This is a genomic window from Pseudorhizobium marinum (assembly GCF_000705355.1).
Lineage (GTDB): Bacteria > Pseudomonadota > Alphaproteobacteria > Rhizobiales > Rhizobiaceae > Neorhizobium > Neorhizobium pelagicum.
Genome location: NZ_JMQK01000028.1, coordinates 41,539 through 53,691, shown reverse-complemented (window position 1 = coordinate 53,691; position 12,153 = coordinate 41,539). Strand labels below are relative to the sequence as shown.

General features: G+C 62.2%; 13 protein-coding genes and 1 pseudogene. 11 read left to right on the top strand and 3 right to left on the bottom strand.

Features of this window, described 5'->3' with window-relative positions; genetic code table 11:
• Positions 1–380: 380 nt before the first annotated feature.
• Complete coding sequence (locus EO99_RS0122990) at positions 381–671, bottom strand: DUF982 domain-containing protein (RefSeq protein WP_235776909.1); 291 nt, start codon at positions 669–671, stop codon at positions 381–383.
• Positions 672–1,814: 1,143 nt separating this feature from the next.
• On the opposite strand from EO99_RS0122990, the gene EO99_RS0122985 reads away from it, so the two are divergent.
• A complete protein-coding gene (locus tag EO99_RS0122985) occupies positions 1,815–2,018 on the top strand; it encodes a hypothetical protein (protein ID WP_029620910.1) in 204 nt (67 codons plus the stop codon).
• On the opposite strand, the gene EO99_RS0122980 is transcribed toward EO99_RS0122985, so the two are convergent.
• On the bottom strand, positions 2,011–2,211 hold the full coding sequence (locus EO99_RS0122980) for a hypothetical protein (protein WP_156034978.1): 201 nt from the start codon (positions 2,209–2,211) through the stop codon (positions 2,011–2,013). The genes EO99_RS0122985 and EO99_RS0122980 overlap by 8 nt on opposite strands.
• Positions 2,212–2,457: 246 nt before the next feature.
• Here EO99_RS0122980 and EO99_RS28045 point away from each other — a divergent pair, with 246 nt between their 5' ends.
• Entirely contained in the window at positions 2,458–2,631 is a 174-nt protein-coding gene (locus EO99_RS28045; protein WP_173425160.1) for a hypothetical protein, read from the top strand.
• Between the two features lie 348 nt (positions 2,632–2,979).
• Complete coding sequence (locus EO99_RS0122970; RefSeq protein ID WP_029620907.1) at positions 2,980–3,225, top strand: DUF982 domain-containing protein; 246 nt, start codon at positions 2,980–2,982, stop codon at positions 3,223–3,225.
• Positions 3,226–3,501: 276 nt separating this feature from the next.
• Here EO99_RS0122970 and EO99_RS0122965 read toward each other — a convergent pair whose 3' ends face one another.
• Entirely contained in the window at positions 3,502–4,152 is a 651-nt protein-coding gene (locus EO99_RS0122965) for a TetR/AcrR family transcriptional regulator (protein ID WP_235776908.1), read from the bottom strand.
• Positions 4,153–4,293: 141 nt separating this feature from the next.
• Between EO99_RS0122965 and EO99_RS0122960 the strand changes: the two genes are divergently transcribed.
• From EO99_RS0122960 to EO99_RS28715, 8 genes and pseudogenes are all read left to right on the top strand, one after another.
• Positions 4,294–5,151, top strand: coding sequence for an FAD binding domain-containing protein (locus tag EO99_RS0122960; RefSeq protein WP_029620905.1), 858 nt, complete (start codon positions 4,294–4,296; stop codon positions 5,149–5,151).
• Between the two features lies 1 nt (position 5,152).
• Complete coding sequence (locus EO99_RS0122955; protein WP_029620904.1) at positions 5,153–5,653, top strand: (2Fe-2S)-binding protein; 501 nt, start codon at positions 5,153–5,155, stop codon at positions 5,651–5,653.
• On the top strand, positions 5,650–8,013 hold the full coding sequence (locus tag EO99_RS0122950) for a xanthine dehydrogenase family protein molybdopterin-binding subunit (protein ID WP_029620903.1): 2,364 nt from the start codon (positions 5,650–5,652) through the stop codon (positions 8,011–8,013). Before EO99_RS0122955 ends, EO99_RS0122950 begins: the two co-directional genes overlap by 4 nt.
• 23 nt (positions 8,014–8,036) lie before the next feature.
• Positions 8,037–8,546 (top strand): SRPBCC family protein, encoded by a 510-nt coding sequence (locus EO99_RS0122945; protein ID WP_051680037.1) that lies wholly within the window; start codon positions 8,037–8,039, stop codon positions 8,544–8,546.
• Positions 8,547–8,589: 43 nt separating this feature from the next.
• Positions 8,590–9,663: a C4-dicarboxylate TRAP transporter substrate-binding protein gene (locus EO99_RS0122940; protein WP_029620901.1), complete on the top strand. Its 1,074-nt coding sequence runs from the start codon at positions 8,590–8,592 to the stop codon at positions 9,661–9,663.
• 58 nt (positions 9,664–9,721) lie between these two features.
• On the top strand, positions 9,722–10,276 hold the full coding sequence (locus tag EO99_RS0122935; RefSeq protein ID WP_029620900.1) for a TRAP transporter small permease subunit: 555 nt from the start codon (positions 9,722–9,724) through the stop codon (positions 10,274–10,276).
• A complete protein-coding gene (locus EO99_RS0122930) occupies positions 10,269–11,591 on the top strand; it encodes a TRAP transporter large permease (RefSeq protein ID WP_029620899.1) in 1,323 nt (440 codons plus the stop codon). Before EO99_RS0122935 ends, EO99_RS0122930 begins: the two co-directional genes overlap by 8 nt.
• A 130-nt stretch (positions 11,592–11,721) precedes the next feature.
• A pseudogene (locus EO99_RS28715) lies at positions 11,722–11,909 on the top strand (transposase); the annotation flags it as partial.
• Positions 11,910–12,153: the final 244 nt, after the last annotated feature.

Here is a 12,153-nt window from a genome sequence, read left to right as displayed (position 1 = left end):
CCCGGAACTCTGCCGCATGCATCCTGCACGCATCGTTCGGAATCATCAATCGTCGGGATCAGAAGCGCATACAAACAATATTTGGTCTAATGATAATGTTGCCGCGCCGCTCTATTGAGGACTGTGTCAGGTCGTCGCCGCCACGTCCCTGCTCGTCTCGAGGAAGGCAGCATCAATGGGTGCCTTCTCGTCCTCCTCGATTCCGAATACCAGGGCGTGGCCGATAGCCCGCCTCTGTTGACATATCCTAGCGTACGACTCGGCAACAGGCGCCAGCTCGTACCACGCCATCGAGGATGGACAGCCTCCATCGGCCGGCCAACGCGCAGCCCGGCCGGCTGTCCATGGTATAGTTGCTGGCGTCGCCGCGACCTTGATCGTCACGCCACAGCGGATGATGGATTGGGGATCGAAAAACACAATGGCCCACTCATCACCATCGGCATCCCGGCCTCAAAGCAAGCCGCGATAAACGCCTCCCGCGCGACCTCGAGCGGGACCAGACGCCGAAGCGCTCCCCTGCATTTCCGCAAGGCGCGGTCGTAGCGTTCACCGCGGCGAAGCGGCCATTCGTTCTCAAGGAAATCCACGGCATCGTTGACGGAGAGAAATATTCTCTCCAGACCGCTCTGCAGGCGGACGTTGACGGGAACTCTCCAGGTCAAATCCATATACATCGCGAGAAACCTCCTCTCTTGCTGTCGACGAAAAGAAGCGGCTACCGATATTGGAATCCCGTGCGGAGAGTTCAAGACGGAGCAAGAGAAACCGCCGTCGTTCGAGCGGCGGCCACCACGGATCCTGCATGGTGGTGATGGCTGGGAAGCGCCGCTGGTAGGCGGGCTGACAGGTCGTTCGGGCGATGCCCAGATGTCTGGCAAGATCGGAGGCACCCATTGCGCAGGTTTCCGGAATACTGATGGCGCAGAAAGGCGGCCAGAAGCCGGTATGTCGCTGCAGAGATACTCGTCGCACCCCTGGCGGGCCTCCCCCTTTGCCGGCGTTACCAGGTGGTCGTCAATCGAGGGCATCTGCCTCGCCTTCAGTGGCGCTGAAGTTGAGCCCGGCGGTGGGTCACCGTCGGTGGAAACTGCCTGCGATTCCGGGGCGGGATCCTTTTCCGGCATCACGGGCTGGCCAGCGCCGCTGGACGAGCAGCAGGCTACGAGCGGAAATCGTGTCGGCCACGACGGCGACGGTCGCGGGTTTCAGAATAGAGCGCAGGGTCTCAGACCCGAAAAAGTGCAAGTTCGAGCCTACGAAAAGGTCGTGTTCTGCCGCGCCTGGAACGACAGTGGTCGGAGGTTGGTTGAGGGAGCCTCGAAGGCTACAGTCTCGCGTGACATGGAGGATCGACATGGCCCTCCTAATGGGTGCCCACAGCCCTGCGGAAGCACCGTGCCCAGACGCGCGACAGGCGGCTTTGGACAGCTCCAGGCGACAGCGAAGCACGTGACAATCTGATGGTCGGTTTGCGGAGGGTGCCTTAGGCGTCTTGCAAGCCACCACTTGCCGGTGCATCAGTAGGCGCTATTTTTAGAGGATGGAAGAAGAGGCAGAGGCATCACCATCGGCAGACCTAAATGAGATTGCGCAGCAACTGGCGCAGCTGGCGGCGGCACTGCTCATGCTAAATTACCAGCCTATCGATGGCAGCCGGTCAGAGGCCGCCACTGGGCCTGCCAACGATGACGCAGGTCCTGTTGTTGACGGGTGATCTTCGATTGTCAGAGCCCTCGCCTGCTCGGGAACAATCGCATTTTTTGCCATGCGAGTTGCCTCTTCCAAACCCGTTCATGCGCGATTCAGCTTGAATGGGCGATCTTGCCGGCATGACAGAACCGATGAACATTCCCTTCGCCCCCGAAGATCTCCAGCTTCTCCAGGAAATCTACGATGAAGTCTGCGGGACCCGAAATCTCGATACGCTGGATTCGGAGGTGATCGCAAGCGAACTGGTTCAGCTCTACGAGCTCGGCGTTCGAGAAGAACAAGAGTTGAAGGCTTTGATCAGCTGACAGCTTCATTGCCATCAGGCGCCGTCTGGCCTGTGGGAGCGATAGTCTTTGCCAATCGCAATGCCCGCAGGCGCTCGGTTTTTTGCTCCCGCTCTGCCGTCTCCTGATCAATGATGGCTTGCGCGGCGGCATCCGTCACGGCCCGCTTCTCAGTGGGGTTTGATCTGCGCGATGTCGTTGCAGCTTCAGCCATAGGCATCTCCCTTTTCCACCAATCAAACTAGGGCACATGCTGCGCAAGGCAATTTCTGGAATCTCGTGGAACTTGTGGCTTCCTATGAAGTTTGTTTGTTGTCGCAGGGGCGACGGCTCGCCCCCAGCCTGTCCTGCCCGGACGAGCCCTTGCGATCCCTCTCCAGTCACTGCCGTTCTGTCCGTGACTCTACGCTTGACATTTCAGACCTATACGAGAACATAACAGGAACACATGGAGGTGCAGATGAACCGTACCGAAGACGTTGTTGAGCGTGCTCTAGCCGCTGTTGCCGCATCAAAGGCGCGCAGAGAGCGCCACGAGCGCGAGCGCAAAGCAGCCTACTCCCGCATTCAGGTCGCCATGCTCAAGAAGCCGGTCATCCCCAAGGGAATGCAGATCCCGCTGGAGCTGCATTGAACGCGGCAACCTCGTGCCGGAGACTGCGCTGAGCCCCGTTATTTATGACAGAGCCGGCATACCGAATGAATGAACGCAGCGTCGTGCCCAGCAGATACTGCCCCTGCCCTTTTCTCTGTCACTCCAACTGCATCAAAGGACCGCGACGATGGGTGCACTCTCCGAGGAGAATGCTGCAGCCGACCCTGCAGCAGTTGGGGCAGTCCGCCGCAATTTTGATGAGCCCGGTCAGGTCCGGCAGCTTCAACCTCACGAGCCGTGGAAAAAGCAGCTCGTCGGACTTTAGGCCCAGGAACGGGTTTCCGCGGCAGACGTTGACTCCGCTGAAATGCCAGGAGCCACGACGCCATGCAGACAGACATCTGGGACAAGCCGATCGAGATTACCTATGATGGAGGCGACCACTTCAGAAGTGTCTGCAATCCCCGTGAGGCCCTCGCGTGCCTGGCGAACTCTTGGCCGGCGTCACCTGGAAAACTTGAATCGGCCGCGAAACGTGCGTGTCTAAAGGCCATGGCAGGCGAAGTGCCGCTATCGGTAGCTGAAGCGGCATTCACAAAGGCCGCCGAGGCGGCGGGGGTCCTGAGACATTAGGCCCCTGGCACCGCTACCCAGTGTGCCCCCTAAGAAGTATCAGCCCTTGCGTTGGAGCACGCTACAGTTACCCCTGTGTGCCGATGGCTGCAGCAAGCGAAGGAAGCACCAGGCTATCGCCACTCATCGCCATGCCGCATGTGGGCGTTCGAGTATAACCGTCGGCAGACAGTCCTCAAACCCAGTCACACCTCCTCAACATCCAGCTAAGCCGACGGGGCCCATGTATCTACGGTGGGCGACCGGCACGATGAACCGGAATACCTCAGTGTAAACTTAAGGCTTTGGTGAGGCGATGCCGTGGAAGAAGGCGCGCACGGTGTTTTCCACGGTCGCGTCCACGTCGATGTCGACGGGGACATTGTAGACGAACTTGCGGATGGCAATGTAGAAAATACTGCCGTGCAGCCCCCAGAAAAGCTCTGTCTCGCTTTCCGTGACCGGCGCCTCTCCCGTCTCCTCGCCGCGTTCGTGACGGAGTTCCAGGGCGGCGGGGATGATGATCTTGTCGCGGATGATCGATAAGTAGCGGCCCGTCAGATCGTAGGATTTCAAGCCTGACGAGATAAATATCCGGACCCAGTCGTAGTCAAAAACACGGGCAGCATACTCGAGATAGAACTGCAGCAGGCGGGCCTCCAGCGAGCGGCTGCGATCCAGCACAAGCGGTTCCCATTGCGGATTCCATCGTCGAAGGTAGATGTGGTCATAGACGCGTTCGATCAGCGCATCCTTGCTCTCGAAGTGCCGGTAGATGACGGCGTGCGAAATCCCCATGCGTTTGGCAAGCTCGCGGGTCTGCCCTTCGAAGCCGACCTCGGCGAAGAAGCGCACCGCTTCATTGACGATCGCCTTTTCACGCTCTTCGCCTCGCATGTTCTTCCGGCGCCGTCCCGCAGAAGGCGGCGAAGCAGTCACATCGGTCATCTGCATCTCCCGTATCGCCGTCTTTTAGCGTCCCAGTGAAAAATTACCAAGTGGTCACTTTTTGCTTGCAGGAAGAATTCTGATCTGTACTTTGTGACCAGTTGGTTACAAATGCGGTGGAGGCCGCCTTTGGGAGGATGGATGAAATCGCCCGCTCTGGAGTATGTCCGGGTCGACAGCCTGTCGGCCGCGTTCGATGCCTTCGAGGCAGGCGACGGGGACGCACAGTTTCTGGCCGGTGGACACAGCGTCGTGCCCGCTCTCAACCTGCGCCTTCAGGCGCCGTCGCTGCTGATCGACATCTCGCGCATTCCGGAGCTGTCCGGGGTGGAGCTCTGTGATGGTTGGCTGCGGATCGGCGCCATGACGCGCCACGCCGAGGCCCTCACGCATCCGCTGATCATTCAACATGCCCCTCTGCTGTCTGCGGCAGCGCCCTTTGTCGCCCATCCGGCGATCCGCAACCGTGCGACGATCGGCGGCAATCTCGTCCTGGCCGATCCCGCGTCGGAGTTTCCCGCCGCCGCACTGGCGATGCGGGCGGAAATGGAGATCGTCGGTCGCGACGGCGTGCGACGCGTGCCAGCCGACGCCTTCTTTCTCGGCCTTTACGAGACGGCGATGAGACCGGGAGAGATCCTGCGCTCCCTGTTCGTGCCACCGGCACGCGAGGGGCAGCGTGTGGCATTCGACGAGCTGTCTCGCCGCAGGGGCGATTACGCCATAGTAGGCGCCGCCATCCAGGCGGTCATGGCGGATCAGCGACTGAGTGACATCAGCATCGCCTTTCTTGCCGTGGGCGACAGGCCCATACGGGCGGCGAAGGCGGAAGCGGCCTTGCGAGGCGGTGCGCTGGATGGCGCAACCATCGCTGCGGCCCAGGCTGCCCTTGAAGGCGACCTGGACCTTGAGGACCTGCCGCAGATGCCGGCCTCGATGCGCCTTCATCTGGCGCGCGTCCTGCTGGGGCGCGTGCTTGGTCGCCTGGGAGGCCCGTGAGATGGAGCAGGACCTCACCAAGGAAATCACCGTGACCGTCAATGGCGAGACCGTCCGGCAAAGGGTCGAACCGCGCCTCAGCCTTGCCGACTGGCTGCGTGACCGCCTGGGACTGACCGCCACCCATCTGGGCTGCGAGATGGGCGCCTGCGGCGCTTGTCTCGTGATGCTCAACGGTCGGCCGGCCCATGCCTGCCTGACGCTTGCAGTCCAGGTCGACGGCGAGATGGTCGAGACCCTGGAGGGATTGCGGGATCGGGGTGTCATCGCCGATCTTCAGGCCGCCTTCCATGAGCGGAACGCGCTTCAGTGCGGGTTCTGCACGTCCGGGATGCTGGCCACCGCGCATGCGCTTCTGGTGGATAATCCTCATCCGGATCGCTCGGAGATCCGCGACGCGCTTTCGGGCAATTACTGCCGGTGCACCGGCTACGAGGCCATCGTCGATGCGATCGCCTCGACGGCAGCTGCCCGAACCATCGACCAGGGGACGTCCGGATGACCATGGCACCAGACACCACGGCCTTTATCGGACAGCCGCATCGGCGGCAGAATGCGCTGCGCCACCTGGCAGGCCGCGGGCGCTTCACCACGGACCTGGTCCTGCCCCGGATGGTGCACGCGGCCTTTGTCCGCAGCCCTGTCGCCAGGGGACAGATCCTGGCGGTCGATGTCGAGCAGGCCTCGCAGGCGCCGGGTGTGATCTGCGTCCTGACTGCCGCCGACCTCAACCCGCTCTGCATGCCCTGGGTGGGAACGCTGGATCACTTCGCCCGCATGGCCAGCCCGCCACAGAACATCCTGGCAGAGACACATGTCGTCTGGGCCGGACAGCCCGTGGTCATGGTGATCGCCAGCAGCAGGGCGCAGGCGGAGGATGCCTGTGAACTGGTTGTGGTCGAAATCGAAGACCAGGAGCCTGTCGTGGACGGCGCAGCCGCGCTCGCGCCCGGTGCCGACACTGCAAGTCCCGGCCTTGCCAGCAACCTGTGCTACGAAACGGTTCTGGAGACGGCAGATGTCGACGCGGCCTTTGCCAAGGCTGCATGCGTGGTCGACGGAGAGTTCAGCTTTGGACGGCATACGGCGGTCACGCTTGAACCGCGTGCGGTTGTGGCCGATTTCGACCCGTCGACAGGGCAGTTGACGGTCCACCAGGGGACCCAGACACCCTATCAGTTCCAAGATGTCTATGCGCGGCACTTCGGCCTCAACGAAGGGCAGGTTCGGGTGATCGCCGCCGATGTCGGCGGCTCCTTTGGCATGAAGCTGCACGTCTACCATGAAGAGATGGCAACCGTTGCCGCCAGCAAGCTGCTCGGCCGGCCGGTCCGTTTTGTCGCCGACCGCCTGGAGTCCTTCCTGTCCGACATCCACGCCCGCGACCACAAGGTCCGTGCGCGCATGGCCGTCGATGCAAATGGCATGATCACGGCCATGGAGGTCGACGACCTGACGCAAATCGGTGCTTTTTCGGCCTATCCGCGCACCAGCGCGGCGGAAGGCAATCAGGTGATCCGCCTGATGGGCGGGCCCTACCGGATGCAGGACTATCGCGGCCGGCTGTCGGTCGTCTTTCAGAACAAGGTCCAGACCAGCCAGTATCGCGCCGTCGGGCACCCGATCGCCTGTGCCGTGACGGAGGTGCTGGTCGACCGGGTCGCCGAAGCTCTCGGGCAGGATCCCCTGGACCTGAGGGTGCGCAATGTCGTGCCCGATGACGCCTATCCCCATACGTCTGCGACAGGCTACCAGTTCGAGAAGCTCTCGCACCAGGCCTGTCTTGCACGCCTGCGCCAGATGATGGGCTACGAGACGCTGCGGGCCGAACAGGCGCTGCTGCGGAAGACAGGATCCTACCGCGGCATCGGGATTGCGCCCTTCATCGAGATCACCAACCCCGGCGCGGCCTTCTACGGCGTTGGCGGTGCCAGGATCTCGGCGCAGGACGGTGCGATCGTCAAGCTGACGCCCTCGGGCGACGTGCAATGTATGATTTCGGTCACGGAACAGGGACAGGGAACAGAGACGATCATCGCGCAGATCGTGGGCGAACAGCTCGGCGTTTCGCCAGACCGGGTCAAGGTGATCACCGGCGATACGGATACGACACCCTTGGGCGGTGCGACATGGGCATGCCGAGGCGCCGGCATCGGCGGTGAAACTGCGCTTCGCGCCGGCAGGAAGCTGCGCGACCAGATCCTCGCGATTGCGGCTGCCGTCCTTCAATCCGAGGTGGTGGATCTCCGCCTGGCAGATGCGAGCGTCGTCGATGCGCACACCGGTGCCGTTCGCCTGTCGCTTGCGGAGATCGGCCGCATCGCCACCTATCGCCCGGACACACTTCCTGGCGGGACAGACAATTCGCTGACCGCTGCCCAGCATTACGCCCCCAGTGGCTTCCCCTTCGCCTTCACCAACGGTGTGCAGGCGAGCCACGTCGAGGTCGATGTCGAGACCGGGCTGGTCAAGCTGCTGAAGCACTGGGTGGTGGAGGATTGCGGACGCATCATCAACCCCCTGCTCGTCGATGAGCAGATCCGCGGCGGCGTTGTCCAGGGCCTCGGAGCGGCGCTGTTCGAGGAGTGTCTGTACGACGAGGCCGGTCAGCTGACGAACGGGTCGCTTGCCGAATACCTTGTCCCGATGGCCTGCGAGATGCCAGACATCGTGATTGGACACGTGGAAACGCCGACCCTCGACACGATTTTGGGAGCAAAGGGCGTTGGCGAAGCCGGGACGGCTGCGGCGGGCGCCGCCGCGATGAATGCGGTAAACGACGCCTTGATGCCATTCAAGTCTCGGTTGATGCAGACACCGATGACGCCTGCACGAATCTTGGCGGCCCTTGGCCATGTCTGACGGGATGACGAAAGGTAACGATCATGGAGCTTGAAGGCACTCAGATTCTCCATGCCACGCCGCAGGCGGTTTGGCAGGCGCTGTTCGATCGCGCCGTCCTCGAGCAGGCGATCCCCGGGTGTGAGAGCCTGGAGCAGAAAAGCGAGACGGAATTTGCCGCCGTGGTCCGGCTCAAGGTCGGACCGGTGTCGGCACGGTTTCAGGGCGAGGTGACGCTGACCGAACTGGACCCGTTTTCGGCCTGCACCCTGTCGGGCAAGGGCTCCGGCGGGATCGCCGGTTTTGCCAAGGGCACCGCCCGTATCACGCTCGTTGCCGAGGGTGACGTGACGGTCCTGTCGTATCGGGCTGAGGCTGCGGTCGGCGGCAAGCTGGCGGCGCTCGGAAACCGCCTGATCAAGGCCACGGCCCAGAAACTGGCGGTGGAATTCTTTGCAGCGTTCGGCGCCCTTCTACCGGAGGAGGCCGGTGGCGACACTGGTCCGGGAGATGCAGGAGAAAGCGTCGGGAAACAGGCGGTTGCGGCGCCGTAAGCCGTGTAGGAGGCCCGCAGATCGCGGGAAACGGGAGGACATCATGATCACCACACGTCGCGCCTTTTTGGCGGCTTCTTCGGCAACGCTTGCGATGCCGTTCCTGAACACCCGCGGCTTTGCCGCCGAAGCCATCGATATCCAGATCGGCTCAAGCCACCCGACCAACAACATCTGGGTCTATGCGATGCAGACGGCGCTTCAGCCGGAACTGGATCGCCTGCTCAAGGAGGCCGGCGGCAAATATTCGATCAACTGGCACGAGAACTATGGCGGCACGCTCTACAAGTTCAACGACACGCGCGCCGCCGTTCGCGACGGCATCGTCGATATCGGCATGGTCGGCACCGTTTGGGAGGGCTCCGCCATGCCGCTCCAGAACGTCACCTACTTCACGCCGTTCGCCAATTCGGATCATGTCGCGGTCATTGAGATCTTCGACAAGCTGACGGAAGAGCTTCCCGAACTGAAGGCGGGATGGACGGACCAGAACATGGTTCATCTGTCTTCGCTCGTGACCGACAGCTACGATATCTACGCCAACTTTCCGATCGCCTCGGTCGAGGACGTGCGCAACCGCCGCCTCAACGCGCCGGGCACCTCGGCCAACTGGCTTGCCAATACCGGCTGTACGCCGGTCGACGGCGCCTTGACGACCTACTATACGGACATCCAGACCGGCGTTTCGGAGGGTACGCTTTCGTTCGCGAGCGGCATCCAGCCGACGCGCGTCTACGAGGTGGCGCCGCATCTCACCCGCGTTGGCTTCGGTTCGATGTACTTCGGCGGCATCGCGGTCAACAAGGGCTTTTATGACGGCCTGCCGCCGGACGTGCAGGCCGCCCTGAAGGAAGCCGGCAAGCTCACCTCCCGCAAGCATGGCGACTACGTGACCCAGCGCACGACCGCCGCGATGACGGAAATGGTGGCCGCCGGCCTGCAGGTCGCCGAACTGCCGGTCGCGGAACAGGAAAAATGGGCCAACACGCTGCCGAACGTCGCCGCACCCTGGCTCGAGGCCAATGGGGAAGCCGCGGCGGCAGTGCTGAAGGCCTATTTCGCCGAGCTCAAGGCGCGGGGGATCACGCCGGCGCGTGACTGGGCAGCCGAGATCTAGGCGGTCGCCGCCGCCAACGCCCTGTAGCCATCACCAGCCAGTCCGACGGAAATCCAACATGCAAGCAGACACTATCGCGGAACCGGATCCTTCGCCTTTGAGGCGCCTGCTACAGGGCGGCCTCAACATCATCGCGGCCGTGGGTACGGTCTGGATTTTCGCCATCATGCTCCTCATTGTGGCCGACGTTGTCGGCCGCAATTTCCTCGCCGCCCCGATCACCGGCGTCGCAGAAATTGCCGCCAGGTCGGTGGTCGCCATTGTCTTTCTGATGTTGCCGGCTGCGGTCTTGAACGGAAGCCTGGTGCGTGCCGATTTCCTCCTGCGCCTGGTCGAAAGCGGTTCAGAGCGGCTGCCGCATGCCCTGGACTTCGTCTTCGCGGTCGTCGGTACGCTTCTTTTCGTGGCGCTGGCGGTAGCCGCCTGGCCGGATACCGCCAGCGCATGGCGGACCGCCGAGTTCTTCGGCGTGCGCGGCGTCTGGACCCTTCCGACCTTCCCGTTTCGCCTGATCATCGTGTTCGGATCCGCAGCATCGGCGCTCGCCTTTGCGGTTCTTGGCGCAGAAAGCCTTGGTCGGCTCTCTACCGTGAAAGCAGGCGCCCATGAGTAGCATCACCATCGGACTCATGCTGATCGGCGTTCTGTTTCTGCTCGTCCTGCTCGGCATGCGGATTGCCGTTGCGCTCCTGACGGTCGCCTTTGCCGGCGTCTGGATCCTGCGGGGCAACTTCGACCTGGCCATGCGGCTGATGTCCATTTCCGCCTATAACGGCGTTGCCAACTATCTGTTTGCGACCATTCCGCTGTTTGTGCTGATGGGGCATCTTGTCAGCATATCGAACGTCGGCAAGGACACGTTCGACGTGGCGGAGGCGCTGTTGCGGCGGCTGCTCGGCGGGCTTGGGATTGCGACCGTCGCCGCCAACACCGTCTTTGCCGCAGTGACCGGCGTTTCGATCGCCTCGGCTGCGGTCTTCACCAAGGTTGCGGTGCCGGAAATGACGCGCCACGGCTATCGACCGGCCTTTGCCGCGGGCACGGTGGCAGGCAGTTCCGTCCTGGGAATGCTGATACCGCCGAGCCTGCTGTTGATCATCTACGGCGTGCTGGCCGAGCAGTCGATCGGGCGCATGTTCATTGCCGGCCTGGTGCCGGGTGCACTTCTGGCGCTCGGCTTCGTGCTGATCATCATGCTCATGGCGCGCTTTTTGCCCCACCTGGTGTTTACCAGCGAACACCTTCAGCGCAGCAGCGCCGACTTGCATGCCTTGCCGAAGATGAAACTGCCGGAAGTCCTTCGCAAGCTCGTGCCGATCGTCATCCTCGTCGTCTTCGTCCTCGGCGGACTATACAGTGGCTTCTTCACGCCGACCGAGGCGGGTGGCGTCGGAGCATTCGCTGCGCTCCTGATCGCAGTCGCCCGTCGCAGCCTGGACCTGAAAAAATGGTGGGCCGTGCTGACGCAGACCGGAACGATCTCTGTCGGCATCCTGATCCTCCTGGTGGCGGCGGGCTTCTACAGCCAGATGCTTGCCGTCGCTGGAATTCCAACCGCGATCGGTCATTTCGTTCAGGGGAGCGGACTGGGTGCGGCGGGGTTCCTGATCGTCTATGTGCTGCTTGTGCTGCTGCTCGGCATGATCCTCGACAGCAGTTCCATTCTCCTGATCGTCGTGCCCATTGCCGCACCGATCGCCCAGGGACTGGGCTTCGATCTCATCCACTTCGGCATCATTACGGTGATCGCGGTTGAAGTCGGGCTGCTGACGCCGCCGTTCGGGATTTCCATCTTTACCGTCCACTCCGCCCTGGGAGACGGAAAGACGCGGCTGGAGGCGATTTTTGCCGGCGCGCTTCCGTTTGTCGGCGTCATGCTCGCCGTTTTGATCATCATAGCTGCTGTCCCTCAACTGATCATCGGTTGAGGAACAGCGTCAGGAGTGTTGCAGCTCACTCGCCCTCCAAAACGCTATCCGGCAAAGCGCTGGGCGCTTCACCGCGCTCAGCGCCTGGATGGAGCCACGCCGATACAATCCACCGACTGCGCATAATTCCGGGATCAGCCCGGCTACCGCCTTGGCGAGCGAGACGTTCGCACCGCCGATGGGAGTGTTTCTCCATGGCCGCGATTTTACCGCGTGGCTTGGCCTGGTGCCGCGACAGAACTCCAGAGGTAGCACGCCGTAGGCGGGAACGACGTTCGAGATGCGCAGCGAGACACTCGGCGACGGAATATTGTTGGAGTTGGTGCGCGCCCTTTGTCGCTCACTCTCCCCACGGCTTGCTCGCTCGATCGTTAATCTCCCCTCACACGCGAATTCCTGACGTCAAACGATCATAAACAATCATTTTCTAGATTGACTCTGATTTTTTAATCCGGCAGATTTTGCGACGAGGTGGTCGGAAAACTCGTCAAACGCACATGCCGGAAGGGCTCTATATCCGCCGGCGCAGAGAGAAACGGGATCCGTCGTAGCCTCCATCATT

Coding starts and splice junctions, on each gene's coding strand:
- EO99_RS0122990 (WP_235776909.1), bottom strand. CDS start 671: ATGGATTTGACCTGGAGAGTTCCCGTCAACGTCCGCCTGCAGAGCGGT.
- EO99_RS0122985 (WP_029620910.1), top strand. CDS start 1,815: ATGGGCGATCTTGCCGGCATGACAGAACCGATGAACATTCCCTTCGCC.
- EO99_RS0122980 (WP_156034978.1), bottom strand. CDS start 2,211: ATGGCTGAAGCTGCAACGACATCGCGCAGATCAAACCCCACTGAGAAG.
- EO99_RS28045 (WP_173425160.1), top strand. CDS start 2,458: ATGAACCGTACCGAAGACGTTGTTGAGCGTGCTCTAGCCGCTGTTGCC.
- EO99_RS0122970 (WP_029620907.1), top strand. CDS start 2,980: ATGCAGACAGACATCTGGGACAAGCCGATCGAGATTACCTATGATGGA.
- EO99_RS0122965 (WP_235776908.1), bottom strand. CDS start 4,152: ATGACCGATGTGACTGCTTCGCCGCCTTCTGCGGGACGGCGCCGGAAG.
- EO99_RS0122960 (WP_029620905.1), top strand. CDS start 4,294: ATGAAATCGCCCGCTCTGGAGTATGTCCGGGTCGACAGCCTGTCGGCC.
- EO99_RS0122955 (WP_029620904.1), top strand. CDS start 5,153: ATGGAGCAGGACCTCACCAAGGAAATCACCGTGACCGTCAATGGCGAG.
- EO99_RS0122950 (WP_029620903.1), top strand. CDS start 5,650: ATGACCATGGCACCAGACACCACGGCCTTTATCGGACAGCCGCATCGG.
- EO99_RS0122945 (WP_051680037.1), top strand. CDS start 8,037: ATGGAGCTTGAAGGCACTCAGATTCTCCATGCCACGCCGCAGGCGGTT.
- EO99_RS0122940 (WP_029620901.1), top strand. CDS start 8,590: ATGATCACCACACGTCGCGCCTTTTTGGCGGCTTCTTCGGCAACGCTT.
- EO99_RS0122935 (WP_029620900.1), top strand. CDS start 9,722: ATGCAAGCAGACACTATCGCGGAACCGGATCCTTCGCCTTTGAGGCGC.
- EO99_RS0122930 (WP_029620899.1), top strand. CDS start 10,269: ATGAGTAGCATCACCATCGGACTCATGCTGATCGGCGTTCTGTTTCTG.